At 64.5% G+C, this 26,306-nt stretch carries 24 protein-coding genes; 11 read left to right on the top strand and 13 right to left on the bottom strand.

The features are described from left to right. Nucleotides 1–227: 227 nt before the first annotated feature. From Q0894_RS10660 to Q0894_RS10640, 5 genes are all read left to right on the top strand, one after another. Nucleotides 228–1,706, top strand: a complete 1,479-nt coding sequence (locus tag Q0894_RS10660; RefSeq protein ID WP_299234981.1) for a nodulation protein NfeD — start codon at nucleotides 228–230, stop codon at nucleotides 1,704–1,706. Between the two features lie 58 nt (nucleotides 1,707–1,764). Then, nucleotides 1,765–2,571 (top strand): slipin family protein, encoded by an 807-nt coding sequence (locus Q0894_RS10655; protein WP_132043000.1) that lies wholly within the window; start codon nucleotides 1,765–1,767, stop codon nucleotides 2,569–2,571. A gap of 104 nt (nucleotides 2,572–2,675) precedes the next feature. Continuing rightward, entirely contained in the window at nucleotides 2,676–3,554 is an 879-nt protein-coding gene (locus Q0894_RS10650; protein ID WP_132043127.1) for a DMT family transporter, read from the top strand. A 262-nt stretch (nucleotides 3,555–3,816) separates the two neighbouring features. Beyond that, nucleotides 3,817–5,304: a SulP family inorganic anion transporter gene (locus tag Q0894_RS10645; protein WP_299234956.1), complete on the top strand. Its 1,488-nt coding sequence runs from the start codon at nucleotides 3,817–3,819 to the stop codon at nucleotides 5,302–5,304. Between the two features lie 73 nt (nucleotides 5,305–5,377). Then, the gene (locus Q0894_RS10640) at nucleotides 5,378–6,232 is read left to right on the top strand and encodes a universal stress protein (RefSeq protein ID WP_132043004.1); all 855 of its coding nucleotides are present in this window, start codon (nucleotides 5,378–5,380) and stop codon (nucleotides 6,230–6,232) included. Nucleotides 6,233–6,301: 69 nt separating this feature from the next. On the opposite strand, the gene Q0894_RS10635 is transcribed toward Q0894_RS10640, so the two are convergent. The 8 genes from Q0894_RS10635 to Q0894_RS15750 all read right to left on the bottom strand — a co-directional run bounded on the left by Q0894_RS10635 (nucleotide 6,302) and on the right by Q0894_RS15750 (nucleotide 14,279). Then, on the bottom strand, nucleotides 6,302–7,366 hold the full coding sequence (locus tag Q0894_RS10635) for a LacI family DNA-binding transcriptional regulator (RefSeq protein WP_299234950.1): 1,065 nt from the start codon (nucleotides 7,364–7,366) through the stop codon (nucleotides 6,302–6,304). A 112-nt stretch (nucleotides 7,367–7,478) separates the two neighbouring features. After that, nucleotides 7,479–8,585 carry a sn-glycerol-3-phosphate ABC transporter ATP-binding protein UgpC gene (ugpC, locus tag Q0894_RS10630; RefSeq protein WP_299234947.1) on the bottom strand — a complete coding sequence of 369 codons (1,107 nt, stop codon included), beginning with the start codon at nucleotides 8,583–8,585 and terminating at the stop codon, nucleotides 7,479–7,481. Nucleotides 8,586–8,632: 47 nt separating this feature from the next. Continuing rightward, complete coding sequence (locus tag Q0894_RS10625) at nucleotides 8,633–10,270, bottom strand: alpha-glucosidase (protein WP_299234944.1); 1,638 nt, start codon at nucleotides 10,268–10,270, stop codon at nucleotides 8,633–8,635. A 26-nt stretch (nucleotides 10,271–10,296) separates the two neighbouring features. Beyond that, a complete protein-coding gene (locus Q0894_RS10620) occupies nucleotides 10,297–11,139 on the bottom strand; it encodes a carbohydrate ABC transporter permease (protein ID WP_299234941.1) in 843 nt (280 codons plus the stop codon). Further along, nucleotides 11,136–12,110: a sugar ABC transporter permease gene (locus Q0894_RS10615; RefSeq protein WP_299234938.1), complete on the bottom strand. Its 975-nt coding sequence runs from the start codon at nucleotides 12,108–12,110 to the stop codon at nucleotides 11,136–11,138. Before Q0894_RS10615 ends, Q0894_RS10620 begins: the two co-directional genes overlap by 4 nt. Before the next feature lie 12 nt (nucleotides 12,111–12,122). Further along, a complete protein-coding gene (locus tag Q0894_RS10610; RefSeq protein ID WP_299234935.1) occupies nucleotides 12,123–13,385 on the bottom strand; it encodes an ABC transporter substrate-binding protein in 1,263 nt (420 codons plus the stop codon). A gap of 178 nt (nucleotides 13,386–13,563) precedes the next feature. Further along, entirely contained in the window at nucleotides 13,564–13,722 is a 159-nt protein-coding gene (locus tag Q0894_RS15755; protein WP_366131001.1) for a hypothetical protein, read from the bottom strand. Nucleotides 13,723–13,841: 119 nt separating this feature from the next. After that, on the bottom strand, nucleotides 13,842–14,279 hold the full coding sequence (locus Q0894_RS15750; RefSeq protein WP_366131004.1) for an aldo/keto reductase: 438 nt from the start codon (nucleotides 14,277–14,279) through the stop codon (nucleotides 13,842–13,844). Nucleotides 14,280–14,671: 392 nt separating this feature from the next. Here Q0894_RS15750 and Q0894_RS10600 point away from each other — a divergent pair, with 392 nt between their 5' ends. The 3 genes from Q0894_RS10600 (at nucleotide 14,672) to Q0894_RS10590 (ending at nucleotide 18,706) form a co-directional block, all read left to right on the top strand. Next, entirely contained in the window at nucleotides 14,672–16,156 is a 1,485-nt protein-coding gene (locus tag Q0894_RS10600) for a carbohydrate porin (protein WP_299234931.1), read from the top strand. 356 nt (nucleotides 16,157–16,512) lie between these two features. Next, the gene (locus Q0894_RS10595) at nucleotides 16,513–16,887 is read left to right on the top strand and encodes a RidA family protein (RefSeq protein ID WP_161423412.1); all 375 of its coding nucleotides are present in this window, start codon (nucleotides 16,513–16,515) and stop codon (nucleotides 16,885–16,887) included. A gap of 220 nt (nucleotides 16,888–17,107) precedes the next feature. Further along, nucleotides 17,108–18,706, top strand: coding sequence for a solute:sodium symporter family transporter (locus tag Q0894_RS10590; protein WP_299234926.1), 1,599 nt, complete (start codon nucleotides 17,108–17,110; stop codon nucleotides 18,704–18,706). Between the two features lie 117 nt (nucleotides 18,707–18,823). On the opposite strand, the gene Q0894_RS10585 is transcribed toward Q0894_RS10590, so the two are convergent. After that, on the bottom strand, nucleotides 18,824–19,684 hold the full coding sequence (locus tag Q0894_RS10585) for a MurR/RpiR family transcriptional regulator (protein ID WP_161423410.1): 861 nt from the start codon (nucleotides 19,682–19,684) through the stop codon (nucleotides 18,824–18,826). 227 nt (nucleotides 19,685–19,911) lie between these two features. Between Q0894_RS10585 and zwf the strand changes: the two genes are divergently transcribed. From zwf to Q0894_RS10570, 3 genes are all read left to right on the top strand, one after another. After that, nucleotides 19,912–21,405: a glucose-6-phosphate dehydrogenase gene (gene zwf, locus Q0894_RS10580; RefSeq protein ID WP_299234919.1), complete on the top strand. Its 1,494-nt coding sequence runs from the start codon at nucleotides 19,912–19,914 to the stop codon at nucleotides 21,403–21,405. A gap of 97 nt (nucleotides 21,406–21,502) precedes the next feature. Next, nucleotides 21,503–22,174, top strand: a complete 672-nt coding sequence (gene pgl, locus Q0894_RS10575; RefSeq protein ID WP_299234916.1) for a 6-phosphogluconolactonase — start codon at nucleotides 21,503–21,505, stop codon at nucleotides 22,172–22,174. A gap of 17 nt (nucleotides 22,175–22,191) precedes the next feature. Further along, nucleotides 22,192–22,854, top strand: a complete 663-nt coding sequence (locus tag Q0894_RS10570; protein ID WP_299234913.1) for a bifunctional 4-hydroxy-2-oxoglutarate aldolase/2-dehydro-3-deoxy-phosphogluconate aldolase — start codon at nucleotides 22,192–22,194, stop codon at nucleotides 22,852–22,854. A gap of 101 nt (nucleotides 22,855–22,955) precedes the next feature. Here Q0894_RS10570 and Q0894_RS10565 read toward each other — a convergent pair whose 3' ends face one another. The 4 genes from Q0894_RS10565 to Q0894_RS10550 are packed head-to-tail and all read right to left on the bottom strand — an operon-like array spanning nucleotide 22,956 to nucleotide 26,289. After that, nucleotides 22,956–23,840: an SMP-30/gluconolactonase/LRE family protein gene (locus tag Q0894_RS10565; RefSeq protein WP_299234910.1), complete on the bottom strand. Its 885-nt coding sequence runs from the start codon at nucleotides 23,838–23,840 to the stop codon at nucleotides 22,956–22,958. Next, nucleotides 23,837–24,448: a 2-dehydro-3-deoxy-6-phosphogalactonate aldolase gene (locus tag Q0894_RS10560; protein WP_299234907.1), complete on the bottom strand. Its 612-nt coding sequence runs from the start codon at nucleotides 24,446–24,448 to the stop codon at nucleotides 23,837–23,839. Before Q0894_RS10560 ends, Q0894_RS10565 begins: the two co-directional genes overlap by 4 nt. A gap of 24 nt (nucleotides 24,449–24,472) precedes the next feature. Next, nucleotides 24,473–25,522 carry a 2-dehydro-3-deoxygalactonokinase gene (locus tag Q0894_RS10555; protein WP_299234904.1) on the bottom strand — a complete coding sequence of 350 codons (1,050 nt, stop codon included), beginning with the start codon at nucleotides 25,520–25,522 and terminating at the stop codon, nucleotides 24,473–24,475. Continuing rightward, a complete protein-coding gene (locus Q0894_RS10550; protein WP_299234901.1) occupies nucleotides 25,519–26,289 on the bottom strand; it encodes an SDR family oxidoreductase in 771 nt (256 codons plus the stop codon). Before Q0894_RS10550 ends, Q0894_RS10555 begins: the two co-directional genes overlap by 4 nt. Nucleotides 26,290–26,306 lie beyond the last annotated feature (17 nt).

Below are 26,306 nucleotides of genomic sequence, written 5' to 3'. Positions count from 1 at the left end.
GAGCGGGGCTTGGCGCCAGTTACCGCGTTGAAATAGCTTGTCGAGTTCGGGGGCGTTGCTGCTGCAGGTGCCTGGAGAGCGGACTGAAGGGGCAAGGCGATGGCGACGATCAGGGCTCGGGTGCTCGGCGCATGCAGTAGGGTGTCCTGCTATGCTTGATATCGGTAGATGTTGAATTATTTCGCTGTGGCGCATCTCGAGGCATCAGCCCTCCGCAGGAGGTTTCCATGCAAGCGTGGCGAGTGTCGCCCTCTCGGCATCCGGCGATGATTTTCAGCCTCGCCTGCCTGGCCCTTGGGATGTTGCTGCTGCTCGGCCAGGCCGCCGTGAAGGCCCAGCAGGGCGAGCGCACTGCGATGGTGATGCGCCTGGAGGGTGCCATCGGGCCGGCCACCAGCGATTACTTTCGACGCGGCCTGGTGCGTGCCGCCGAGGCCGATGCCGAGCTGGTCGTGGTGGAGATGGATACCCCCGGGGGGCTCGATGCCGCCATGCGCGACATGATCCGCGCCATGCTCACCTCCGAGGTGCCGGTGGCCTTCTACGTCACGCCGGCGGGGGCTCGGGCGGCCAGTGCCGGTACCTATCTGCTCTATGCCAGCCACGTCGCTGCCATGGCGCCGGCCACTCATCTGGGCTCGGCGACGCCGGTGCAGTTAGGCGGGGGCGGGCTACCGGGCCTGGGTGAGCCTGAACCCGAATCGAACGGCTCCGCCGACACCGCGGAACGCGACGGCGATGCGGCTGAGACCACGCCTGACGAGGGCGAGTCGATGCCAGGCGAGACCGCACAGGGGGCGCCGGACAAGCGTCGCGGCGAGACGGCGATGGAGCGCAAGGTGCTGGAGGATGCCGTCTCCTATATCCGCTCGCTGGCCGAGCGCCACGACCGCAACGCCGACTGGGCCGAGCAGGCGGTGCGCGAGGCGGTCAATCTTACCGCCCGGGAGGCGCTTGAGCAGAATGTCATCGACGTGGTGGCTCGAAACCTCGATGACCTGCTCGCCCAGCTCGACGGTCGCACGGTGGTGATGAATAACGGGGAGCGCACCCTTGCCACCGCGGACCTGGTCGTCGAACGCTTCGATCCGGATTGGCGCACCGAGCTGCTGACCGTGATCACCAACCCCAATGTCGCCTACTTCCTGATGATCATTGGCTTCTATGGCCTGATCTTCGAACTCTCCAACCCCGGCAGCCTGGTGCCGGGCACCATCGGTATCATCTGCCTGCTGCTGGCGCTGTTCGCCTTCCAGGTGCTGCCGGTGAACTACGCCGGCCTGGCGCTGATCCTGGTGGGAATGGGGCTGATCGTGGGCGAAGCACTGATGCCCAGTTTCGGCATTCTCGGCTTCGGCGGCATCGTCGCCTTCGTGATCGGATCGGTGATACTGATGGACGCGGACACTCTGAACATCTCGCTGCCGATGATCGGTGGCATCGCGCTGCTCGCGGCAGGCCTGATGCTATGGGTCGTGACTCGCTTCCTCGGCCTGCGGCGTCGTCCGCCGCGTACCGGCCATGAGGAGCTGGTCGGCAGCGAGGCGCTGGTCCTCGAGAACTTCACCGGCCAGGGCCACGTACGCCTGATGGGTGAACGCTGGCGGGCACGCAGTCCCACGCCGCTCGCCCGCGGGCAGTCGGTCCGCGTCACCGCGGTTGACGGGCTGACCCTGGAGGTCGAACCGCTGGCCTCATTGCCCTGAGGCTTGTCCGGCACGGTCGATGATCCGCATCGTCCGGCCCAACCAAGGAGCCGACACCATGCTGCTTTCCTATCTCGTCCCGGTCGTTCTGCTTATCATGCTGCTGGCGGCCTCGATTCGCATCCTGCCCGAGTACAAACGCGGCGTGGTGTTCTTCCTGGGACGCTTCCAGGCGGTCAAGGGGCCTGGGCTGATCATCATCATTCCGGGCATCCAGAAGATGCAGGTGGTCGATCTGCGGGTGGTCACCATGGATGTGCCCGAACAGGATGTGATCTCCCGGGACAACGTCACCGTAAAGGTCAACGCCGTGCTCTATTTTCGTGTAGTGGACCCCGAGAGGGCGATCATCCAGGTCGAGAACTACACCCTCGCCACCAGCCAGCTGGCCCAGACCACCCTGCGCTCGGTGCTTGGCAAGCACGACCTCGACGAGATGCTCTCCGAGCGCGACAAGCTCAACGATGATATTCAGGAGATCATCGACACCTCTGCCGAAAGCTGGGGCATCAAGGTGGCCAACGTGGAGATCAAGCATGTCGATCTCGACGAGAGCATGATCCGCGCCATTGCCCGCCAGGCCGAAGCCGAGCGGGAGCGTCGCGCCAAGGTGATTCACGCCGAGGGCGAGCTGCAGGCCTCGCGCAAGCTGGTGCAGGCCGCCAACGTCATGGCCGAGAACTCGGCGGCGCTACAGCTGCGCTATCTGCAGACCATGAGCGACATGAGCAACAAGAACGCCTCCACCATCGTCTTCCCGCTGCCCATGGATATCATGGAGGCCTTCAAGCATATGCAGGCGTCAGCGACGGCTCGGGAGGGCGCCTCCGGTCGGGCATCCGACGGCAACGGTGATTCCGCCTGACCCCGTGCCACGGCCGGCTGGCCGTGGCATGCTGAGGCGCCCGTATTGTCCATGAGGTTGCCTTGACACTATCCCATCTGAATCGCCGCCAGCAGGGGCTGTTGATGACCGGTGGCGGGGTCCTGTTGATTTCCCCCGATGCGCTGCTGATCAAGCTGATCGGCCTGCCGGACGCCGAGATCCTGGTGTGGCGGGGACTACTTACCGCCCTCGGTTTTCTCGCCATTGTGCTCGCTCGCCACGGACGGGGAGCGGCGGCGGCCTATCGGCGATGTGGCTGGACCGGTATCGGCGTGGCACTGCTGTTCAGCCTCTCCACATTCGGCTTCGTGTTGGGCAACCAGTACACCCGTGCCGGCAACGTGCTGATGATCCTCGCCGGGGCACCGCTGATCGCCGCACTGCTCTCCCGCGTCTTTCTCCATGAGCGCCTGCCGCGGCGTACCTGGCTGGCTATCCTGGCCTGCCTGGTAGGTATTGCCCTGATCGCCCTGGACGACGCGGGTGTCGGCTCCTGGCGCGGCAACGCCTTTGCGCTGCTTGCCGCCACGGCGATGGCGGCCAACTTTACCCTCTGCCGGACGCGCCAGGATGTCGACATGAGCCCCATGCTGACCCTGGCGGGAGTGATCGTGGCGGCCACCGCGGTGCTCTACGGCGTCTCAGGCCCGGGCATCACGCTGCCCGCCGGCACGACCCTGGCGTGGCTGCTGGTGCTCTGCCTTGGGCTGCTGCCTCTGGGTTTCACCCTGCTCCAGCGTGGCCCGCTCTACCTGCCCGCCGCCGAGGTGGGGCTGCTGATGCTGCTGGAGGTCGTGGTCGGCACGCTCTGGGTATGGTGGCTGCTCGGCGAGCGCCCGTCGCCGGCGGCGTTTGCCGGTGGCTCCCTGGTACTCGGTAGCCTGCTGCTCAAGGGGCTGGTCGATCGACGGGTCGAGCGGCGCCAGCGCACTCGGGATGCAGTGCAACATGGGCTCTGCTAGAATCCGCGCCCTGTCTCACGCAAACACTGGACCTTACACAAGCACTGGACCTTCGTCTGATGATGCTCCAGCACAATCTGATGCGTCCGGCAGGGCTGGCTTCGCCGCCCTAGCTCACTCCCTTCCCCCTGCGTGATTCCCGGGCGCTCCGGTGTCCACCCGGCGTGCCCATCCCTGACGCTCGAATGAGGCAGGGAGGCATGCCCACGGCACGTCCCCTGACGCCTCATGGCCTTCCAATCACTCCTGACTGGACCGCAGCATGTACGAAAAGATGAAACAGAGCTGGTTCTCCAATCTCAAGGGCGACACCCTGTCGGGAATCGTCGTTGCCCTGGCGCTGATCCCCGAGGCGATCGCCTTCTCGATCATCGCCGGGGTCGACCCCAAGGTGGGACTCTATGCGTCCTTCTCCATGGCGGTGATCATCGCCTTCGCCGGAGGGCGGCCTGGCATGATCTCGGCGGCCACCGGGGCGATGGCACTGCTGATGGTCACCCTGGTCAAGGAGCATGGCCTGCAGTACCTGCTGGCCGCCACCCTGCTCACCGGGGTCTTGCAGATCATCGCCGGCTATCTGCGCCTGGCCGATCTGATGCGCTTCGTGTCGCGCTCGGTGGTAACCGGTTTCGTCAATGCCCTGGCGATCCTGATCTTCATGGCCCAGCTGCCGGAACTGACGGGGGTGACATGGCATGTGTATGCCATGACCGCAATGGGACTGGCGATCATCTACGGCTTCCCCTATCTGCCGAAGATCGGCAAGTCGGTCCCCTCGCCACTGGTCTGCATCCTGGTGCTCACCGCGGTCTACCTGCTCACCGGCATGGAGATTCGCACCGTCGGCGACATGGGCGAGCTGCCCGATACCCTGCCGGTCTTCCTGTGGCCCGAGGTGCCGCTGAATCTCGAGACGCTGATGATCATCCTGCCGTACTCGATCATGCTCACCGTGGTGGGCCTGCTGGAGTCGATGATGACCGCCACCATCGTCGACGACCTGACCGATACGCCCAGCGACAAGAACCGTGAGTGCAAGGGGCAGGGCCTGGCCAATATCGGCACCGGCCTGATCGGCGGCATGGCGGGCTGCGCGATGATTGGCCAGTCGGTGATCAACATCAAGTCGGGAGGGCGGACGCGCCTCTCTACCCTGATCGCCGGGGTCGTGCTGCTGCTGATGGTGGTGTTCCTCGCCGACTGGGTCTCGCAGATCCCCATGGCCGCCCTGGTCGCGGTGATGATCATGGTCTCCATCGGCACCTTCAGCTGGAGCTCCATCAAGGACCTCAAGAAGCATCCCATGAGCACCAACATGGTCATGCTGGCCACGGTGGGCGTGACGGTAGGCACCCATAACCTGGCGATCGGTGTCTTCGTCGGTGTGCTGCTCGCCGCCATGAACTTCGCCAACAAGGTGGGCAATATCCTCTACGTTGGCGCCGAGACCCCCGAGGAGGGTCATCGTGTCTACAGGGTGGTGGGTCAGGTGTTTTTCGCCTCCTCCGAGCGTTTCGGCAGTGCCTTCGACCTCAAGGAGACCGTGAAGAAGGTCACCATCGATTTGTCACGCGCGCATTTCTGGGACATTACCGCCGTCCAGGCCCTGGACCGCATCGTGATCAAGTTCCGCCGCGAGGGTACCGAGGTGGAGCTGGTCGGCCTCAACGAGGCGAGTGCCACCATCGTCGATCGTTATGCGGTGCATTACGACCCCGAGGCCGTCGAGAAGCTGATGGGCGGACATTGACCCGTCGGCAGGATGATGTAGAACGATGGTGTACTAACGTAATGGATACCAACGCCAGCTTCAGGACAAGACGATGACAGAACAGGTGATGGCCGCCATTGACGGCTCGAAGTTCTCCGAGGGAGTGTGCGACTACGCCGCCTGGGCCAGCCAGGCGCTGGGGGCTCCGCTGACCTTCCTGCATGTGAATGACAACCACCCCCAGACCGCCGAGACGGACCTGTCCGGCAACCTCGGCCTGGGCGCTCGGGAGCATCTGCTGGAGGAGCTGGCCCAGCTGGATGAGAAGCGCGCCAAGGTGGCCCAGGAACAGGGGCGGCTGATGCTCAAGGCGGCCAGGGAGCGTGCTGTCGAGCGCGGTGTCGATGATCCCGCCGTTCGCCAGCGCAACGGTACCCTGGTGGAGACCCTGGAGGAGCTTCAGGAGGAGATCCGTCTGCTGGTGGTGGGCAAGCGCGGTGAGACCGCCCACCAGGACAGCGGCCATCTGGGCTCCAACCTGGAGCGAGTGGTGCGCACCCTGCATCGGCCGATCCTGATGGTGCCGGATACCTTCCGTCGTCCCGAAAGGGTGCTGCTCGCCTTCGATGGCAGCAAGACCACCCGCAAGGGCGTCGAGATGCTGGCCCGAAGCCCGCTGTTCGACGGCGTCCCGGTGCACGTGGTGATCGTCGGCGCCGAGACCGGCGACAACCGCTCGCAGCTCGATTGGGCGCTCTCGACCCTGCGCGAGGCCGGTCACGAGGCCGAGGGCGCCATCCGCGCCGGCGAGGTGGAGGCGACCCTGCGCGCCTACAAGCAGGAGCACAACATCGACCTGCTGGTGATGGGGGCCTATGGCCACTCGCGCATTCGCCACCTGCTGGTGGGCAGCACCACCACCGCCATGCTGCGTAATGCCCGAGGGCCGGTGCTGCTGCTGCGCTGATCTCCTAGCGATTGTCCTGTGACCATGACGCCCCGGTGCCGGTTCGGCCCGGGGCGTCATGGTTTCGGGTCACGGACAGCTTTGTCCGATAATTAGTTCGGTGCCGAGCAGGCGATCCTCGCGGGGGCTGAGACCGAGGATCATGCGGGCGGCGATGCGGCCCTTCTCGGCGCTGTCCTGACGCACGGTGGTCAGGCGTGGCGCCCGGTACTGGCCTTCGGCGATACCGTCGAAGCCGGTGATGCGAAGGTCCTCGGGTACTCGCAGGTCGCGTTGCTCGGCGAGCGTCACGACGGTCAGGGCGATGCGGTCGGACATGCACAACAGCAGGTCCGGTCGTTCGTCGTCGGGCGCATCGAGGATCGCCTCGATCACCGGGGCGCAGACCTCGAAGGTGTTCTCCTCGATGTTCCACATCGGCACCGTCGCCGGATCGAAGCCGTGCTCCTCGAGGGCGCGGTGGAAGCCGGACAGCCGCGAGCGGGTGATGGTCTGATCGGCACCCAGCAGGGTGTGGTCGGCGGTGACGGGGCCGTTGCAGGCGGTCTCGGTGAGGCGCAGGTTGATGATGCCGGGGCGCCTTGGCGGATCGGCCAGGGCATGAGTCGCGATGGCATGGCAGGCCGGGGCGTTGTCGACATGCACCTTGGGATGCCCGGCGATATCGAAGTCGACCGAGATCATCGGGCGCTGGACGGGCAGCCCCTCGAGCATCGTCGGGCTCGGCATGAGGCCGTAGATGATGTAGCCGTCGGCCATGTTGGCGGCGCCGGGAACCTGTGAGACATGCTGACGGCCGGAGAGCAGCAGCAGGGTGTGGCCATGGGCGTCGAGCACTTCGGCGATGCCGGCCAGCAGCTCGCTGGCCACGGCGTCATTGAGGCTGTAGGTCAGTGTCTCGGCGAGCACCACGGCGATGATCCGTGAGCGGCCGGTGCGCAGGCTGCGTGCCTTGGCATCGGGGCCCGAGTAGCCGAGTCGCCGCGCCTCACTTAGGATGCGCTCGCGAAGCTTGGGCGAGAGCTGGTCGGGGCGATTGAAGGCGTTGGAGATGCTGGCCGTGGACACGCCGAGCTCCCGGGCCAGGTCCTTGAGGGTGATGCGGGGAGGGGCGGGTGGCACAGGCGAATCCATGATGATGATATCTCGGCGTGATTATACCGTTGCAGGCCAGCGGTTAACAGGACCCCCGTCGCCGACCTGACGGTCGGGGACGGGAGGATGCTGTCGAGGTGTCCGCTGGCCTTCAGGCGGCCGCGGTGGCCTTGGCGAGGGGCAGGGCCCGGTCGTCTGCATCGAACAGGTGCACGTGCTCAAGCTCCGGTACGAGCGCCACCTCCTGGCCGACCTGCCATTGGCTCGGGGCCTCGCTGCGGTGGATCAGCAGAGCCTCGCCGGCCTTGGGCTCGAGATAGACATAGACCTCGTTGCCCAGGTACTCGACGTTGACGATCTCGAAACGGTTGTCGCCGCGGGGCTCGGCCAGGGCCAGGTGCTCGGGGCGAACGCCGAGAGTCAGCTCGTCACCACGAGGCTGACCGCTGGCGTCCTGAGGCAGGGGCAGTTCACCCAGGCCCGCGGCTTTGACCCGACAGGTCTCGGCTTCGGCACCGAGCAGCTGGACCGGCATGAAGTTCATGGTCGGCGAGCCGATGAAACCGGCGACGAACCGGGTGGCGGGCTGCTGGTAGAGGGTCTGGGGGCTGCCGACCTGCTCGATGCGGCCGTCGCGCAGCACCACGATCTTGTCGGCCAGCGTCATGGCTTCGACCTGATCGTGGGTGACGTAGATCATGGTCGAGCCGAGGCGATGGTGCAGGCGGGCGATCTCGTTGCGCATCTGAACGCGCAGCGAGGCATCCAGGTTGGAGAGCGGCTCGTCGAACAGCAGGATGCGCGGCTCCCGGGCCATGGCACGGCCCATGGCGACCCGCTGGCGCTGGCCGCCGGAGAGTTCTTTGGGCTTTCTGTGCAGCAGCTCCTCGAGCTGCAGGATGCGCGCGGTGTCCATCACCCGCTGCTCGATGCTCTGCTTGTCGGTCTTGGCAAGCTTCAGGCCGAAGGCCATGTTCTCGTAGACCGTCATGTGCGGGTAGAGGGCGTAGGACTGGAAGACCATGCCGACGCCGCGCTCGCGGGGCGGCAGGTCATTGACCAGGTCGTTGGCGAAGTGCATGTCGCCGTTGGTGATCGATTCCAGCCCGGCGATCAGGCGCAACAGGGTCGACTTGCCGCAGCCCGAGGGGCCGACGAAGACCACGAACTCGCCATCACCGACCTCGAGATCGAGATCCTTGATGATATGGGTGCTGCCGAAGACCTTGTTGATCTTTGAGAGGTTCACGCTTGCCATCTTGCGACTCCCTGCCGGCGCCCTAGGCGCCGGCATGTGATAGGGGGTTAATCGAGCGAGATAAAGGCGGCCTGATAGGCCGGAAGGACCAGCTGCGAGGCCTTGAGGCTCGCGAGGAAGCCGGGTCCGTCGAGCAGTTGCGTGCGCTCGCCAAGGGACGCCGGCAGAGCGGTCTCCCTGGACTCGCCGGTCAGGTTAAAGACGCACAGCAGCCGTTCGCCCCCCCGGTTGGCATCGGCCTCACGGATGAAGCCGAGCAGGTCCTCGCCGACCTCAACCAGGCTGAGATCACCGTCGATCAGGGCCGGATGCTGGCGCCGGAAGGCCAGCATGGCGCGGGTGGCGGCCAGTACCGAGTCGGCGTCGTCCTGCTGGTTGTCGACGGCGAGCGGGAGATGGCGCTCGTCGACCGGCAGCCAGGGCTCGACGGGAGAGAAACCGCCCCGCTCGCCCTGGATCCAGGGCATCGGTGTACGACAGCCATCGCGACCCTTGAACTCCGGCCACAGCACCTTGCCGTAGGGGTCCTGGATGCGCTCGAAGGGCACCTCGGCTTCCGGCAGGCCGAGCTCCTCGCCCTGATAGAGGCAGACGCTGCCGCGCAGCGACAGCACCATGGAAAGAGCCACCTTGGGGTAGGCGACCGGGTCCTCATCGGCGCCCCAGCGGGTTGCACTGCGCACCACGTCGTGGTTGGACAGAGCCCAGCAGGGCCAGGCATCGCCGGCCAGGCGCTGGAAGCGTTCGATCACCTCGCGGATATAGCCGGCCGAATGCGGTTCGTTCAGCAGGTCGAAGCCGTAGGCCATGTGCAGCTTGTCGCCGCCCGCGGTGTATTCGGCCATGCGCTCCAGCGGCTTGTCGTCGCCGATCTCGCCTACCGTGGTGGTGCCGGGGAACTCGTCCATCAGGGCGCGCAGCTCCTTGAGGAAGTCCAGGTTCTCCGGGCGGCTCAGGTCGTAGACGTGGCGCTGCCAGGTGTAGGGGTTGGTGACCGGGGCCCCCAGGGTCTTGGCCTCGCCCGCCGGCACCGGCGGGTTGTCGCGAAGCTCAGGATCATGGAAGTAAAAGTTGACGGTGTCGAGACGGAAGCCGTCGACGCCGAGCTCGAGCCAGAAGCGCATGTTGTCGAGCTGAGCCTTCCTTGCCTCGGGATGGTGGAAGTTCACGTCCGGCTGGCTTTTCAGGAAGTTGTGCAGGTAGTACTGCTGACGGCGCGAATCGAAGGTCCAGGCCGAGCCGCCGAAGATCGACAGCCAGTTGTTGGGCGGCGTGCCGTCGGGCTTGGGGTCCGCCCACACGAACCAGTCGGCCTTGTCATTGGTGCGGTCCTGGCGGCTCTCCTGGAACCAGGGATGCTGATCGGAGGTATGGCTGATCACCTGGTCGATCATCACCTTCAGGCCCAACGCATGGGCGCGACCCAGCAGGGTCTTGAAGTCGTCGAGGGTGCCGAACATCGGGTCGACATCGCGGTAGTCACTGATGTCGTAGCCGAAGTCGAGCATCGGCGAGGTGAAGAAGGGCGACAGCCAGATGCCGTCGACGCCCAGCGAGGCCACATAGTCGAGCTTCTCGGTGATGCCCGGCAGGTCGCCGATGCCATCGCCGTTGCTGTCCATGAAGCTGCGCGGATAGATCTGATAGATGACGCCACCGCGCCACCAGAAAGTCGTTTTTTGCATCTTGGATTCCATTGATGACATGAAGCTTATCCCTTGACGGCGCCGGCGGTGAGGCCAGAGACGATGCGACGCTGGAAGATCATCACCAGGATCACCAGCGGCACGGTGACGGTGACCGAGGCGGCCATGATCGGCCCCCAGGGCAGCTCGTGCTGGCTACCGCCGGAGATCAGGGCGATGGCCACCGGCACGGTGCGCTCGCTGTCGGTGAGGGTGAAGGTCAGGGCGAACAGGAACTCGTTCCAGGCGGCGATGAAGGCTAGCAGGCCGGTGGTGGCCATGGCCGGCCACATCAGCGGCAGGAATACCTTGGTGATGGTCACCCAGGGGGTGGCGCCGTCCATGATGGCGGCTTCCTCGAGCTCCATCGGCAGCTGACGCATGAAGGTGGTCAGCACCCAGACGGTGAACGGCAGGGTGAAGATGGTGTAGCTGAGGATCAGGCCGCCGGGGCTGTTGTACAGGTTCAGGGTGCGGATGACCTCGAACAACCCGGAGAGCACCGCGACCTGGGGGAACATGGAGACACCGAGGACCACCAGCATCACGGTGGTGCGGCCGCGAAAGCGGACCCGGCCCAGTGCGTAGGAAGCGGTGATGCCGAGCAGCAGGGCGATGAACACCACGCTGATGGCGACCAGGATCGAGTTGCCGATGGCCTGCACGAAGCTCTTCTGGGAGAAGATCTGCGCATAGTTGCCGAAGTCCACCGAGGACAGCCAATAATCGACTTGGAACAGCTCGCTGGAGGGCTTCAGCGAGGTGATCACGGCGTAGTAGAAGGGGAAGATGGCGTAGACCATGATCACGGCGATCAGGGCCCATTTACCGATCTGCTTGGCGAGCTTGATCTGCTGATATCGGTTCATTCGTCGACTCCCAGCTGGCGGCGGCCCAGGTACAGATAGAGGATGGTCACCAGCGCGATGATCAGGAACAGCAGGGTCGAGGCGGCACTGCCGTAGCCCACGTCCTGGAACTCGACCAGCTGCTGGCGAGCGTATATCGACATGGTCATGGTGTTGGTGGAGTTCGAGGTCAGCACGTAGATGACGTCGAACACGCGCAGAGCATCGAGCAGACGGAAGATCACGGCGACCAGCAGGGCCGGGGTGATCAGCGGCAGGGTGACGCGGAAGAACACCTTGACCGGATGGATGCCGTCCACCTCGGCGGCCTCATAGCAGTCCTTGGGCAGCATCTGCAGGGCGGCCAGTACCAGCAGGGCGACGAAGGGAATGGTCTTCCAGACATCGACCATGATCACCGCCCACATCGACAGGTCGGCGTCGGCGGTCCAGGCCAGGGGGGCATCGATCAGGCCCAGGGTCATCAGCAGATGGTTGATGATCCCGAACTGGTCATTGAGCATCCAGGCCCACATCTTGGCCGAGACGATGGTGGGGATGGCCCAGGGAATCAGCACCGCGGCGCGCACCAGCATGCGCCCCTTGAATTCGGCGTTGAGCAGCAGGGCGACGATGATGCCGAAGATCACCTCCAGCGACACCGATACCACGCTGAAGTAGAGGGTGTTCCATACCGACTGCCACCACACCGGATCGGTGAGGATGCCGTACCAGTCGCCATCATCGAAGACCAGGTAGTTCTCGATGCCGATCCAGGCGGCGCCGGCGGTGTCCGACAGCGAGGCGTCGGTGAAGCTGAAGTAGAAGGTCCGCGCCAGCGGCCAGCCGGCCACCATCGCCAGGGTGATCAGCATCGGGATCAGGAACAGCCAGGCGGCACGAACGCGCTGGCGACGCACCTTGGTGCCCCGATAGCCCGCCTTGGAAGAGCGCCCCACGGCGGAGGCGCTGTCGGTTGCAGAAGTGGACATGTCGACCTCCGGTTACCAGCGACGGCGCTTGATGCGCGACAGTTCGCTATCCAGCTGGGAAACCGCCTCGGCGCCGGTCAGGTCACCGGACAGCACGCTGTGGGTGGCATTGAAGAAGCTGTTGCTGACCCGGCCGTAGTTGTCGCCGGTGGGAGCGGAGGGTCGCGCCACGGCATTGGTGAAGGTGTCGTAGAGGGTGCCGAAGAAGGGCACGGCCGCCAGGACTTCCTCGTCTTGATAGAGGCTGGCGATGGTCGGGTTGTAGGCACCTTCGATGGCGCGACGCTTCTGTTCGGCCTCGCCGGTCAGGAAGGCCACCAGGTCGGCGGCGACCTCCGGGGATTCGGTGTACTTGGAGACCGCCAGGTTCCAGCCTCCCAGGGTCGCGGCGCTTTCCCCTTCGGCACCATGGGGCAGCTTGACCACGCCGACCTTGCCGGCCACGTCGCTGTCCTCGCTCTGGGCCAGCGGCCAGGCGTAGGGCCAGTTGCGCATGAAGACCGCATTGCCGGACTGGAAGACCCCGCGGGCCTCTTCCTCGGTGTAGTTGAGGGCCCCTTCCGGCGAGATGTCGCCGATCCAGCTTGCCGCCAGGTCCAGCGCCTGGGCGGCCTTGTCATTGTCGATGGTGATCTCGCCCTCGGCATCGACGATAGTGCCGCCGCCATTGCTCGCCATCCATTCCAGGGCGTTGGAGGTCAGCCCTTCGTAGGCGCGGCCCTGGAAGACATAGCCCCACATCTTGTCGTTGCCGGCGGCGCGCTCGGCGTCCTGGATATCCTCCGCCACGGCGGTCATCTCTTCCCAGGTCTCGGGCGCCTCATGGCCATATTGCTCGAGCAGGTCCTTGCGGTAGTAGAGCACGCCGGCGTCGGTGAACCAGGGCATGGCCACCAGCCGGTCGTCGACGGTGTTGTTGGCGACGATGGTCTCGAAATGATCGGCGGCGACGTCCTTTCCGAGGACTTCGCGCAGGTCGAGCAGATGGTTCGCCAGCAGGCCCGGCCAGACCACGTCGATCTGCATTACATCAATGTCGCTGGACTGGGCGGAGAGGATCTGCTGATAGAGCGACAGCCGCTCGGTGGAGGAGTTCGGGGTGGAGACAATGTTGACGGTGTGGCCCGTTTTCTCTTCCCAAGCCTGGATGCCCTGCTCGCACATGGCAAGCTCGGCGCCCACCGCTCCGCAGGAAATTGTTAGTTCCGCAGCTTGGCTGCCGCCCGTGGCAGCGCCGGCCAGAGCGATGGCGGAGATCAGAGTCTTCTTGAGCATGTAGCTTTCCTCGTGACTTGTTGTTGTCGCTGTTCCAGGGAGAGTTCGTCGAGATGTGTCGCTTGCAGGCAGTGCGCTCGGGTGTCTTTGGTTGTCTTAAACGATTAAGATCGTAATTACAAAATAGCTGCCGCTTAAACTGGGTTTCAACCGCGACTTTGGTCGCAGTCTCTGGCCGTCAGGCGACCTCGTGGCCGCGGGCTGCCTCCAGCAGGGCGTACCAATCCAGTCGTGGCAGGGACAGCCGTGTATCCTCCTGCAGGGTTGTGATCCGCGACGGGTCGAGGGTGCCAATCACTGGTACCGGCGCCCCCGGCAGGCAACGCAGCCAAGCCAAGGCGATACCGGCAGGGCTGACGCCATGGGATCGGCCAGGCGATTCAGGGTCTGACCGGCGCTACCCTCGAACAGCGCGCCGCCATCCAGAGGCGACCAAGCGAGGGGCAAAAGGCCGTCTCAGCACAGAGCATCGAAGTGGCCGTTGAGCAGCGGGGCCGAATTGGTGAGAGATAGCTGCAGCTGGTGATACATCAACGGTTTTGACAGTGCTTCCTGCAGGCGGCGCCACTGCTCGGGCATGAAGTTGGAGACTCCCAGCGAGGCGACTTTGCCGTCGCGCACGGCATCGTCCAGCACCCGGGCGGTGGCCTCGGTCTCCATCAACGGGTCAGGGCGGTGAATTAGGAAGGCGTCGAGACGCTCGACGCCCAGCCGCGTCAGGGCGCGGTCGATGGCACCGGCCAGCCACGCTGGCGAGCTGTCGTAGTGCTTGGTATCACCCCGGTCCATCCGGGTGCGGGCCTTGGTGGTCACCCGAACTCGCCGGGCCAGGCCGGGACGGCAGCGTATTGCCTCACCGAATAGCCGCTCGTTCTTGCCTTGGCCACCGTAGATGTCGGCGTGATCGAACCAGTTGAGACCCTGATCTAGGCGAGCCTCGAGCCAGTCGGCCAGCCGCTCGAGTGCCTACAGTTCGGGGCGCTCATGCAGGTGCATCATGCCCAGCATGTGCGGGGGAATATCGCTACTCATCGCGAGGCCTCGTGGGCGGTCAAACGACGCAGGGTATGTCAGGATCGTGCAGCTTTGTAAATAAGTTACGTGCTTGTTCCGTCAGCGTGCAAGATCATTAGACATAAGTAGTAATATTACAAGATTCATTTTGCGATTGGTATCTGTAACGATTAAGTTTTGTGGTGATCTTCCGCGCCGGTCCGTCTCCGGTACCCCGGGCATCCTGGCTTCGAGATGCCACGTCTCGACAATAACAAAGGACGAGAATGACAATGCACGCTGTTACGCTCAAGAATCCTCTCACTATCGCCATTGCCGCTGCCGGCTTTATTCTGGCCGGCACTGTCAAAGCCCAAGCCAGTGACCTCGAGCAACGCCTGGCCGAGCTAGAAGCGCGCATCTCTGCCGCCGAGCAGCGCGCCAATCTAGCCGAGCAGCAGGCCGAGGAGGGAATCTCACAGGAGGCGATTGAGGAACGACTAGCTAGAGTCGAACGCCAAGCCAGCGGCGAGCAGGGCTTTACCTTCAATGTCTACGCCCGCTCAGGCCTGCTGATTGGCGAGGATGGCAAAAGTGCCGAGGGAGGCCCCTATCTGACCCCGGCCGGATCCCAGGGTGGGGCCGTGGGACGCCTGGGCAACGAGCCGGACACCTACGCCGAGGCGATCTTCAACTATAAGATACGCTTCGACAACGGCGCCAAGGCGCACTACCGCACAATGATCGCCGACGGTACCACCACCAGCAACGACTGGACCGCCGATGAGTCAAACCTCAACGTGCGCCAAGTCTACGCCGAGTTCAGCGACCTGCCGAGCTTCACCGGCGCCTTCGAAAACTCCGCTATCTGGGCCGGCAAGCGCTTCGATCGCGACAACTTCGATATTCACTGGCTCGACAGCGACATCGTCTTTCTGGCCGGTACCGGCGGCGGTATCTACGACATGCAGCTGGCCGAAAGTTGGAAATCCAACCTCTCGCTCTATGGTCGCAGCTTCAGTGAATTTCCCGTGACACGGGAGTCTCCAGGCGATGACAGCGGCGATACCGACAACCTGATCCTTACCTCTAACAACTACTTCGGCAATTGGCAGTGGATGCTCAACGGCATGTCCGCCGCCGATAACGAGGAGCGCGATATTGGCCCAGGCCAAGAGGCTGCCGAGAATGGCTTCCATACCATGGTGGCCTACCACGGCGATAGCTTCTTAGGGATCAACGAGGGCAATTTCAAGGTCGCCGTGCTGCACGGCCAGGGTCTGGGGGGGGAAGTGAAAGGGCTCGGTTCCGATGGCAACCTGACGGACAACGCCACTACGACCCGTCTTGCCCTCTATGGCACCACCTATCTAGCCCCCAAGTGGCGTGTGGCTCCGGCGGTTCTTGCTGAGACCAGCGAAGACCGCTACGTCGACGGCGACCAGTACGACTGGGCAACCTTCAACTTGCGACTGGCCAATGAACTGACGCAGAACTTCGAGATGCAATACGAGGCTAGCTACCAGTGGATTGACCTCGCCCCCCAAGGCTTCGACGGTCGCACTACTGTCGATGGGGACTACACTAAACTCACTGTCGCCCCGACCTTCAAGTCCCAGGTAGACGGCTTCTGGCAGCGCCCAGAGATCCGCCTGTTTGCATCTTGGAGCGACTGGGACGAAGAGCTGAATGACTACAGTGCTGATGATGCTTTCGGCAGTGGCGAATTCAACGGCAGCCAGTGGACTTTCGGCGTGCAGACCGAAGTCTGGTTCTGATTGGCTTTGCTTCGGTAGCGGCCGGCATCTCACTTTAGGATACTTAGCTGTTTCGATGTTTGCCTGCGGCAGTAGCCGCAGGCTTTTTACGTCTGGCGCCTGTCTTTGCTTATGGGTGTTCGCCCTTGGTTGTCGCTTGAATTAAGGGGGGGGGCACTGAGGGGCAGGATATTGGAGAGTAGTGTGGCGATAATACTCGTGCTGTTACGATGCACCGAGAAGCGGCCACCAGGGTTTTCACGACGTAAGAGATTACAAGCTGGTCAGCGAACGGCATGCAAGTGTGCCATCGACGCTACCTGGCGCAGGGGTGATAATTGGTCTCCACCTTTCATGCAACAGCGAGGAGAAAAACGATGACGATTAATCGCTACGACACCAAGGCACGCATGAGTCGTGCCGTTATCCACAACGGCATCGCTTACCTGTGCGGCCAGGTAGCTGGCCCCGAGGCACGCCATGGCGACATCACCGCACAGACCGAGAGCATGCTGGCCCGTGTGGATGCACTGCTCAAGGAGGTGGGCAGTGATCGCGAGAGTCTGCTGACGGCCACCATCTATCTCAAGGATGGTCATGACTTTGCTGCCATGAACGCGGTGTGGGACGCCTGGGTTCCCGCCGGCCATGCCCCGGCACGTACCTGCGTCTGTGCGCCGATGCCGGCCGATGAGCTCAAGGTCGAGATCACCGTTACCGCCGCCGTGGCCTCGATCGACTACAGCTACTGACGGCCCTGGCGCCCGGGTGTCGCCCCTGGCGGGGCGCGCTCCGGCGCGGAGTGTTAGCACCCCTCAGCTTGGTAAGATTTACAAAGACATCCTCCTCTTTTTGACCAAAGTCGAATATTGACGAAGGGATATCCGGCTAGAATGGCGTGACAATTCTTAATGTCAGACATTCCGGCCGGTTGTGGTCGGGCCCCGACACCGACAAAAGAGAGGCTCCCTCATGCATGCCCTCACCCTGGCGTCCTTCCTGTTCTTCACGGGATTGGTCGCCTTTATCACTTGGCGCATCACGCGCAGTGACGATCACTCAAGCACCAAGGGTTACTTCCTGGCCGGCCGCACCCTGACCTTTCCGCTGATTGCGGGGTCGCTGCTGATGACCAACCTTTCCACCGAGCAGATGGTGGGGCTCAACGGCGCCGCCTTTACCGACGGCCTGAGCGTGATGGCCTGGGAGGTGGTGGCCGTCATTGCACTGGTGGCGTTGGCCCTGTTCTTTCTGCCTCGCTTCCTGAGAAGCGGTATCGCGACGCTGCCGCAGCTGCTCGAGATCCGCTTTGATCGTGGCACCCAGCTGATCACCAACATCATCTTCCTGATCGCCTATGCGGTGATCCTGCTGCCCATCATCCTCTACTCGGGGGCCATGGGACTGCAGGGCATGCTCGATCTGCAGGGGCTCACCGGCGTTCAGTCGCCCACCGTGCTGCTGTGGCTGACCGTCTGGGTCGTGGGCATCATAGGCGCCGTCTATGCGCTGTTCGGCGGCCTGCGCACCGTTGCCGTCTCCGACACCCTCAACGGGGTGGGACTGCTGATCGGTGGTTTCGTGATCGTCTATTTTGGCCTGCAGGCGGTCAGTGACGGCAGCGGCGTGCTGGAGGGCTGGAACATCCTCAAGGCCAGCGATCCGGAGAAGCTCAACTCCATCGGGGGTGCCGAGCAGCAGGTACCCTTCTTTACCCTGTTTACCGGGGTGTTTCTGATCAATGTGTTTTACTGGACGACCAACCAGCAGATCATCCAGCGCACCTTTGCGGCCAAGAACCTCGCGGAGGGCCAGAAGGGTGTGTTGCTGACCGGGTTCTTCAAGCTGCTGGGGCCGCTCTATCTGGTGTTGCCGGGGATCATCGCCTATCACCTCTACGCCGATCAGGGGGTGCGCGCAGACGAGGCCTATGGCCAGCTGGTGTTCAATGTACTGCCGCCGTACCTCACGGGCTTCTTCGCCGCAGTCATGGTGGGTGCCATCCTCTCGTCGTTCAACTCGGCACTCAACAGCACCACCACCATCTTCAGCCTGGGGATCTACAAGGGGGTGCTCAACAAGGAGGCCAGCGAGGAGCAGGTGGTCAGGTCGGGCAAGGTGTTCGGCTGGGTCATGGCCGTAGTGACCATGATCATCGCCCCGCTACTCGCCGGGCAGGAGAGCCTGTTCGGCTATCTGCAGAAGATGAATGCCATCTACTTCATCCCCATCCTGGCGGTGGTGCTGGTGGGGCTGCTTACCCGTCGGGTCCCGCCCATGGCAGCCAAGATCGCGCTGATCGGGGGCTGTCTGTTGATCGCCGCCGGCTACTTCGTGCCGCCCTTCAACAAGCTGCCCGTGATCATGCACGAGTTCCATTTCGTGACCCTGGTCTTTGTGCTGCTGGTCGCGATGATGCTGCTGATCGGCAAGCTGCGCCCACGTGACACCGCCTGGGTGCATGAGGATGTGCAGGCGGTGGATCTGACTCCCTGGAAGGGAGCCGTACCCGTGGGAATCGTGCTGGTGGTGCTGGTGGTGGTGATCTACGCGGCCTTCGCCGGCGTGTAGGACGCAAGCCAGCAGCCTTTCTGCTGACCACCCACTGCTGCCAGAGACAACGCTCTACTGCCAGAGACAACACCGCCTCGCCGAAGCTCGGCGAGGCGGTGTTGTGTCGGTGGGGGCTCAGTCGTCGCTGCCGGGGTAGCGGGTATCCTGAAGACTATCCTTGATCTTCTTGAGGTGGCCGAGGAAGTCCTCGCCGCGACGCAGGGTGACCCCGGTGGCCAGCACATCGATCAGGGCCAGCTGGATCATCCTCGAGGTCATGGGCATATAGTAATCGGTATCCTCGGGAGTCGCGACCTCCAGGGTCTCGCTGCACTCTCGGGCCAGCGGAGAGTTCGGCGCGGTGATGCCCAGCACCACGGCACCGTTCTCGCGTGCCAGCCTGGCGATGTCGACCAGTTCGCGGGTGCGGCCGGTCCATGAGATGACCACCACCACATCCCCGGTATGACAGGTGGAGGCCACCATGCGCTGCATCAGCACGTCGATATAGGCAGTGACCGGCAGGTTGAAGCGAAAGAACTTGTGCTGAGCATCCTGGGCCACGGCACCCGAGGCGCCCAGGCCGAAGAAGTGCACCTGTTTTGCCTGGATCAGAAAGTCGACCACGCGCTCGATACGGGTGACGTCGGTCTGGCGGCGGGCGGCGTCCAGGGCGGCGATGGTGGCTCCGAAGATCTTCTGGGTGTAGTCGGCGGCGCTATCGTCGGGCTCCACCGCCTGGCTTACGTAGGGGGTGCCCCTGGCCAGGCTCTGGGCCAGCTTGATCTTGAAGTCCGGATAGCCCTTGGCGTCGAAGCTGCGGCAGAAGCGATTGACGGTGGGTTCGCTGACGGATGCGGCCTGCGCGAGGGTGGCGATGCTCATGCCGGTAGCGGCCGCCGGGTCGGCGAGAATCACGTCGGCGACCTTGCGTTCGGAGCGGTTGAGTTCCTCGAGGCGCTGTCGGATGCGATCGATCAGGTCGTGACGAGCCATGGGGGGGCGAGCTCTCCGTGCTGGGGCGGCGCATGGCCGCGAGTTGGCGCGATGGTGGAAAATGTGGTGATTTAACTACATGGTGGTGACTATCCTAGCTCGCCCTCCCGGGCTTAGGCCACAAGAGGTGGCCGGCAAGCCATTTTTGTTTGTAAGGTTACTATCGAGGCTTGCTTTTCCTGCGTCTTGTGCGTATTTTTTTTGTAAGTTAACGAAAGGGGGTGGGGATGAGCCAACACAACCGAGCCGGGCAAGCGACTGGGGCCGAGATCGATCTGGCGCTGTTCGGCGCTCTCGGCGACCTGGCCCAACGCAAGCTGTTTCCGTCGCTGTTCCACCTGGAGCGGGAGGGGCTGCTGGATCCCGCCACTCGCCTGCTGGGGCTGGCTCGCCAGGAGCATGACCGCGACAGCTTTCGGGCGGTGGTCGAGAAGACGCTGAAGGCCCGCGTCAAGCCGGAGGAACTTGATCGCAAGGCACTGGAGCGTTTTCTGGCGCGTATCGATTTCCTGCAGCTCGACTTCACGCGTCCCGAGGGTTACACCGCCATCCATGAATGGCGTCAGGGTGCCGAGCGGCCGATGGTGGTCTATCTTTCGGTGGCCGCCAGGATCTACGGCGATATCTGCCGACACCTCGAGTCCACCGGCTGCCTCGATGACGAATCGCGCGTGGTGGTCGAGAAGCCGATCGGCTACGACCTGGCCTCTTCTGCCGAGATCAACGATGCCATCGGTGCCGTCTTCCCCGAGTCCCGTATCTATCGCATCGACCACTATCTGGGCAAGGAGACGGTGCAGAACCTGATCGCGCTGCGTTTCGCCAACCCCCTGTTCGGTACCCAGTGGAACCAGAACCATATCTCGCATGTGGAGATCACCGTGGCCGAACAGGTCGGTATCGAGGGGCGCTGGGGCTACTTCGATGATGCCGGTCAGTTGCGTGACATGGTCCAAAACCACCTGCTGCAGCTGGTCTGCCTGATTGCCATGGATCCACCGGCAAACCTGGATGCCGACGCCATCCGCGATGAGAAGGTCAAGGTGCTCAAGGCACTCAAGCCGTTCACCGACGACATGCTGGGGCGTGACGTGGTGCGCGGCCAGTACACCGCCGGCACCATCGACGGCAAGAGCGTGCCCGGCTACCTCGAGGAGGAGGGCGCCAATACCGAGAGCCATACCGAGTCCTTCGTGGCCATGAAGACCGGCGTTGCCAACTGGCGCTGGGCCGGGGTGCCCTTCTATCTGCGCACCGGCAAGCGCATGCCCGAGAAGCTCTCGCAGATCGTGATCCACTTCCGCCAGCAGCCGCACTATATCTTCGATCCGGACCAGCGTGATCTCGCCGCCAACAAGCTGGTGATCCGCCTGCAGCCCGAGGAGGGGATTGCCCTGGAGGTGCTGACCAAGGACAGTGGCCTGGACAAGGGCATGCGCCTGCGGCGTGGCCCCCTGCATCTGGATTTCAACAGCGCCTTTCCCAAGACGCGTATCCCCGATGCCTATGAGCGACTGTTGCTGGAGGTGATGAAGGGGCAGCAGTATCTCTTCGTGCGTCGCGATGAGGTGGAGTATGCCTGGCGGTGGTGTGACAGCCTGAATGCTGCCTGGGAAGACCGGGGCGAGCCACCTCGCCGTTACCCGGCTGGCTCCTGGGGGCCCGTAGCCTCCATCGCCATGATCACTCAGGATGGCCGCAGCTGGTATGAAGACTATTGAGGCATCCCGGCCGGCTCCTGATGGCCGCTGTCGACTCTCTCGAGACCGCCATGATCACCCAGGATGGCCGCAGTTGTTAGTATGAGGATTATTGAACATGACGAACGTTTCTCCCCGTGAACAGCTTGCCCGGCAGCTGGCCGAGGCGGTGGCCGAGGCCCTGCGCGCCGACCTTGAGCAACATAACCACGCCCTACTGGTGGTCTCCGGTGGCTCGACGCCGGTACCGTTCTTCACGGCGCTGGCCGCCTGCCGGCTGCCCTGGGAGCGGGTCCAGGTCACCCTGGCCGACGAGCGCTGGGTGGCCGAGACGGCCGACGACAGCAATGCACGCCTGGTGCGTGAGCATCTGTTGCGCGGCCCAGCGGCAGCGGCCACCTTCGTACCCCTGACCAGTGACCACTCCACCCCCGAGCAGGGGGCCGAGGTCGTGGCCGAACGCATCGAGGCCCTGGCCTGGCCGGCCAGCGTGGTGATTCTCGGCATGGGGGGCGACGGCCACACCGCCTCGCTGTTTCCCGATAGCCGCGAGCTCGATCTGGCACTGAGCACCGATGCCACCACGGTGGCCGTGCGGACGCCGAGTCAGCCCCAGCCGCGCATCACCCTGAGCGCCGGTCGCCTGCACCAAGCGCGCCGCCATTTTCTGCATATCACCGGTGGCGACAAGCAGGCCGTACTGGCCCGAGCGCTGGCCGGCGACAACGTCCGTGAGCTACCGATTCGCGCCTTCCTGGCCTGCCCGCTGGCGACCTACTGGGCCCCCTGAGCTTTGGAGATACCTTCATGACCCCCGACAAGCAGCTTCCCTCGACCCGTACTACCGAGCTTGACAGCATCTGCCTCAAGGCAGAGGTCATCCCGGTGCTGGCCATCGAGCGTATCGAGGATGCCGTGCCTCTGGCTCGCGCCCTCTTCGAAGGTGGTCTCTCCGTGCTGGAGGTCACTCTGCGCACCGACTGTGCCCTGGAGGCGATTCGACGCATCAAGGAGGCGCTGCCTCAGGCCAGCATCGGCGTGGGTACCGTGCTGACGCCGGCCCAGTACCGGCAGGCCGAGGAGGTGGGGGCCGACTTCATCGTTACCCCCGGCACCACCGAGGCGCTCTATCGCCATGGCGTGGAGAGCCCGGTACCCATGCTGCCGGGGGTGGCCAGTGTCTCCGAGCTGATGACCGGCTGGCAGTTTGGCTACCGTCGCTTCAAGTTCTTCCCCGCCGAAGCCAGTGGTGGCGTCAATGCACTCAAGGCCTTCGCGGGCCCGTTGCCCGAGGCGAGGTTCTGCCCCACCGGCGGCATCAATCTTGACAATGCGGCAGACTATCTGGCGCTTCCGAACGTGATGTGTGTGGGGGGGTCCTGGTTGACGCCGAAATCCCTGGTCGAGGCCGAGGACTGGAACGGCATCCGCCAGCTGGCCCGGGAAGTGGCGGAGCGTTACCACCACTGATGGTTTCATGACCCCGTGCTCTCTCGACAGCCAGTCGCTGTCGCCTTTCACCCGGCCTTCCATGGCCGGGTTTTTTACCTCGGCCCTATGTCAGTTCGGCCCTATGTCAGTCGCAGTACCGGCTCGGCCAGTCCGGTCACGCCGACATCGGCCACGAACAGGGCGCCCGCCAGTGGCTGAGCGGCGAGTGAGGCTTGGTCCAGGCCCTCCCGGGCGGTGGTGATATAGAGTCGCTCGAGGTTCTTTCCGGCGAAGACGGGGCAGGAAGGCTGGGTCACCGGGAGCTCGATCTCGGCGACGATATGGCCGTCGTGGTCCAGTCTTACCACCTGGCCGGCGCCCCACAGGGCGAGCCAGAGGTAGCCCTCGGCGTCCACCACCGCGCCGTCGGGATGGCCCGAAGTGGCCGAGACGTCGGCCCAGTGGGTAGGCTCCCCCTGCGGCCAGCCTTCACGATCCAGGGCCCAGCGCATCACCACGCCGGTCACGGTGTCGGTAAACCAGGCAAACTCACCGTCGGGCGAGAAGCAGATGGCATTGGGGATGGTCAAGCCGGTACGCAGACGGGTCAGCTCACCCCGGTGCAGGCGATAGAGGCTGCCGGCACCGGGCTCGGCTGCCTTGCCCATGCTGGAGAGCCACAGGCTGCCGTGGCGGTCCACACGGCCGTCGTTGCTGCGGGTGACGGGATTGTCGGCCTCGAAGTCGAGAAGTGTCTCGACCCTTCCACCATGAGGGTCGAAACGGCTGAGGCGGTCCTCGCCCACCAGCAGAAGCTCCCCACCCGCTAGTGGGGCGGCCAGGGAGACCCGATGGTCGAGGGCGTGCTGGCCGGTGGCCCCGGTTGAGGGCGCCAGCCAGTGCAGTCGCCGAGCGAGAATGTCGCACCAGTAGAGGCGTCCCGTGGCGGCATGCCACTGGGGGCCTTCGCCCAGTTCGCAATGACGCTCCACGGCGAGTTCGGCACGGATACGCGGTGTCATCATGCCTCACCTCCCGCGGCACGCCAGGCCGACACCAGCGCCTGGGCCTGTTCGCCCACCGTTGCCGGACTCTGGCCGGGGCGGTAGAGGGCGCTGCCCAGGCCGGCGCCATCGATGCCGGCGGACCGCCAGGCGGCAAAGTTGTCCACGCCGATGCCACCCACCGCATAGAGCCGGGTGCCGGTGGGGAGCACGGCACGCATGGCCTGCATGCCCTCGAGACCCACCTGGATCGCCGGGAACAGCTTGAGGCCGCTGGCGCCTGCTTCCAGGGCGTCGAAGGCCTCGGAAGGGGTGACGATACCCGGCCAGCTCTGCATGTCGAGACGACGGCTCTCCTCGATGACCGCCGGCCGGCAGTTGGGCGAGACCACGAGTCGACCGCCGGCAGCGAAGACGTCGCGTACCTGGGAAGGCGTCAACACGGTGCCGGCGCCTACCAGAGCCCGGTCGCCCAGGGTGTCGGCCAGGCGGCGGATGCTCTCCAGCGGGTCGGGGGAGTTGAGGGGCACCTCGAGGGTGGTGATGCCGGCGGCGAGCACCGCCTCACCCATCGCCACCGCCTCGTCGGGGGTGACGCCGCGCAGGATGCCGATCAGGGGCAGGGTCATGGGTCGATCTCCATCAACGGGGATTCAGGCGCCTGAGGCGCGGTTCATGGCGGCCTGGCTCAGGGTGCGATTGGCCAGGCTCAGGCCGGCGAGCACGGCGCTCTCGCCGTCCAGCGTGTGGCTGGTGTGGCCCAGGGTCGAAAGCGCCAGGGCGTAGCGCGCGCAGAGCGTGTCGTTGCCGATCAGGGTGATGTCCCGGGCCGCGGCCGACTCGAGCCTCAGCTCGTCCCGCAGTCCCGCGAGCTCCAGACCGATGACGAGACCCGACAGACGCGCGGCGAGGCGAGCGCCACGGGCCTCGCCGACCGGCAGGCCGTCGTCCAGCAGGTCGCGGGCACGCAGGCCGAAGAGCCTGGCGGTAAAGGCGGCGGGGGCGTCGTTGATCTCGCGCACAGCCGCAATGAAACACTCGCGATTGCCCGGCTCGCTGGGGTCGTCGATACCGGCCGGGTGGTAGAGAGAGTGGCGCAGCACCGACTGGCGAGCCAGCAGGTCGTATAGTTCGCCGGTCATGCAGGTGGTGAAGCGGGTGACCGTTCCCTCTTCGAGCCGTGCCCATTTGGCGTGGGTGCCGGGCAGGCAGGCGAGCCCCGTGAAAGGAGAGAAGGCCTCCTCTCGCCCATCGCGACCGGCATCGGTACGACAGAGGCCGGCCAGCTGAGTCTCCTCGCCGCGCATCACATCGAAGCCGTGCTGCTGGTCATCGGCTGCCTGGCAGAGCCCCGGCAACAGGGTGACCTCCAGGCGTGGGTCCTCGAGCGAGGGCGTCACCGCGCCCCGAGACAGATTGTCCAGCCGTGTTGGCACCGGCAGGTAGGCGGCCTCGAGCCAACCCTGGCGAGCCCCGGCCATGCCGCATATCCGCACCGGCACGCGGCCCGTGGGGGGCAGCCAGCCGCCGATCACCCGCTTGAGTTCGGGCTCATAGTCATGGGGTGCCAGCGAGAGCATGCCACGCCGGGAGTCGGTGCGAGCCAGCACCCTGTTCCGGGCGTCCAGGGCCCAGGCGCGCAGATTACTCGAGCCCCAGTCGACAGCGACCCAGGCCAGCGACTCGGCCACCGAATGGCTCATGCTCGACCCCCATCGATGATCAGCTCCTGGCCGGTCATCATCCGCGATGCCCGGGAGGCCAGGAACAGGCAGGGACCGATCATGTCTTCCACCGGAATCGGCTCCTTGAGGCACTGCTGAGCCAGACACTCCTGAAGGTCGGCCTCGTTGACCCAGAGCTCCTTCTGACGCCTGGTCATCACCCAGCCGGGGATCAGGCAGTTGACGCGGATGGCATCAGGGCCCAGCTCACGGGCCAGTGCTCGGGTCAGGCCGAGAATGCCGGCCTTGGCGGTGACATAGGCCGGATAGCCGGCAAGGCCCAGGTGCACGCTGTTGGAGGAGAGGTTGATGATCGCGCCGCCGCCTAGCTCGCGCATGTCGGCGGCGACGGCCTGGGCAGTGAAGAACTGCGGCCGCAGGTTGGTGGCGAGTGAGTCATCCCACTCCTCGGCACTCCACTCATCGAGGCGGTGACGGGTGTCCCTGGCGGCATTGTTGACCAGCACGCCGATCGGGCCATGGGCATGACGCGCCTGTGCGATGGCCGCCTGGAGCGCCGTCACGTCACGGATATCACAGGCGATGGCGAGCGGCCGGTTGGCGTACTTCGCCTCCATGGCATCGCAGAACGCTTCGGCATCGTCCAGGTCGACGAAGGCCACCCTGGCGCCCTGGGCCAGGAAGCCCTCGGTCAGGGCCGCGCCGATGCCCGAGCCACCGCCGGTGATAAAGACGCTCTGGTCCTTCAGGTCGCCGAAGGTCAGGTCGTTGAAGCTGAAACTCATGCTCTTCTCTCTCTCCT

Origin of the sequence: uncultured Halomonas sp., assembly GCF_947501415.1 — a bacterium.
Classification (GTDB): domain Bacteria; phylum Pseudomonadota; class Gammaproteobacteria; order Pseudomonadales; family Halomonadaceae; genus Halomonas.
This window is presented reverse-complemented; position numbering and strand designations above follow the sequence as displayed.

Excerpts from the sequence above, each read along its gene's own strand:
- Q0894_RS10640 (WP_132043004.1), top strand. The coding sequence starts at position 5,378 with ATGACAGAACAGGTGATGGCCGCCATTGACGGCTCGAAGTTCTCCGAG.
- Q0894_RS10645 (WP_299234956.1), top strand. The coding sequence starts at position 3,817 with ATGTACGAAAAGATGAAACAGAGCTGGTTCTCCAATCTCAAGGGCGAC.
- Q0894_RS10610 (WP_299234935.1), bottom strand. The coding sequence starts at position 13,385 with ATGCTCAAGAAGACTCTGATCTCCGCCATCGCTCTGGCCGGCGCTGCC.
- Q0894_RS10660 (WP_299234981.1), top strand. The coding sequence starts at position 228 with ATGCAAGCGTGGCGAGTGTCGCCCTCTCGGCATCCGGCGATGATTTTC.
- Q0894_RS10555 (WP_299234904.1), bottom strand. The coding sequence starts at position 25,522 with ATGAGCCATTCGGTGGCCGAGTCGCTGGCCTGGGTCGCTGTCGACTGG.
- Q0894_RS10635 (WP_299234950.1), bottom strand. The coding sequence starts at position 7,366 with ATGGATTCGCCTGTGCCACCCGCCCCTCCCCGCATCACCCTCAAGGAC.
- Q0894_RS10565 (WP_299234910.1), bottom strand. The coding sequence starts at position 23,840 with ATGATGACACCGCGTATCCGTGCCGAACTCGCCGTGGAGCGTCATTGC.
- Q0894_RS10550 (WP_299234901.1), bottom strand. The coding sequence starts at position 26,289 with ATGAGTTTCAGCTTCAACGACCTGACCTTCGGCGACCTGAAGGACCAG.
- Q0894_RS10625 (WP_299234944.1), bottom strand. The coding sequence starts at position 10,270 with ATGCAAAAAACGACTTTCTGGTGGCGCGGTGGCGTCATCTATCAGATC.
- Q0894_RS10655 (WP_132043000.1), top strand. The coding sequence starts at position 1,765 with ATGCTGCTTTCCTATCTCGTCCCGGTCGTTCTGCTTATCATGCTGCTG.
- Q0894_RS10620 (WP_299234941.1), bottom strand. The coding sequence starts at position 11,139 with ATGAACCGATATCAGCAGATCAAGCTCGCCAAGCAGATCGGTAAATGG.
- Q0894_RS10595 (WP_161423412.1), top strand. The coding sequence starts at position 16,513 with ATGACGATTAATCGCTACGACACCAAGGCACGCATGAGTCGTGCCGTT.
- Q0894_RS10650 (WP_132043127.1), top strand. The coding sequence starts at position 2,676 with ATGACCGGTGGCGGGGTCCTGTTGATTTCCCCCGATGCGCTGCTGATC.
- zwf (WP_299234919.1), top strand. The coding sequence starts at position 19,912 with ATGAGCCAACACAACCGAGCCGGGCAAGCGACTGGGGCCGAGATCGAT.
- Q0894_RS10585 (WP_161423410.1), bottom strand. The coding sequence starts at position 19,684 with ATGGCTCGTCACGACCTGATCGATCGCATCCGACAGCGCCTCGAGGAA.
- Q0894_RS10590 (WP_299234926.1), top strand. The coding sequence starts at position 17,108 with ATGCATGCCCTCACCCTGGCGTCCTTCCTGTTCTTCACGGGATTGGTC.
- pgl (WP_299234916.1), top strand. The coding sequence starts at position 21,503 with ATGACGAACGTTTCTCCCCGTGAACAGCTTGCCCGGCAGCTGGCCGAG.
- ugpC (WP_299234947.1), bottom strand. The coding sequence starts at position 8,585 with ATGGCAAGCGTGAACCTCTCAAAGATCAACAAGGTCTTCGGCAGCACC.
- Q0894_RS10615 (WP_299234938.1), bottom strand. The coding sequence starts at position 12,110 with ATGTCCACTTCTGCAACCGACAGCGCCTCCGCCGTGGGGCGCTCTTCC.
- Q0894_RS10570 (WP_299234913.1), top strand. The coding sequence starts at position 22,192 with ATGACCCCCGACAAGCAGCTTCCCTCGACCCGTACTACCGAGCTTGAC.
- Q0894_RS10600 (WP_299234931.1), top strand. The coding sequence starts at position 14,672 with ATGCACGCTGTTACGCTCAAGAATCCTCTCACTATCGCCATTGCCGCT.
- Q0894_RS10560 (WP_299234907.1), bottom strand. The coding sequence starts at position 24,448 with ATGACCCTGCCCCTGATCGGCATCCTGCGCGGCGTCACCCCCGACGAG.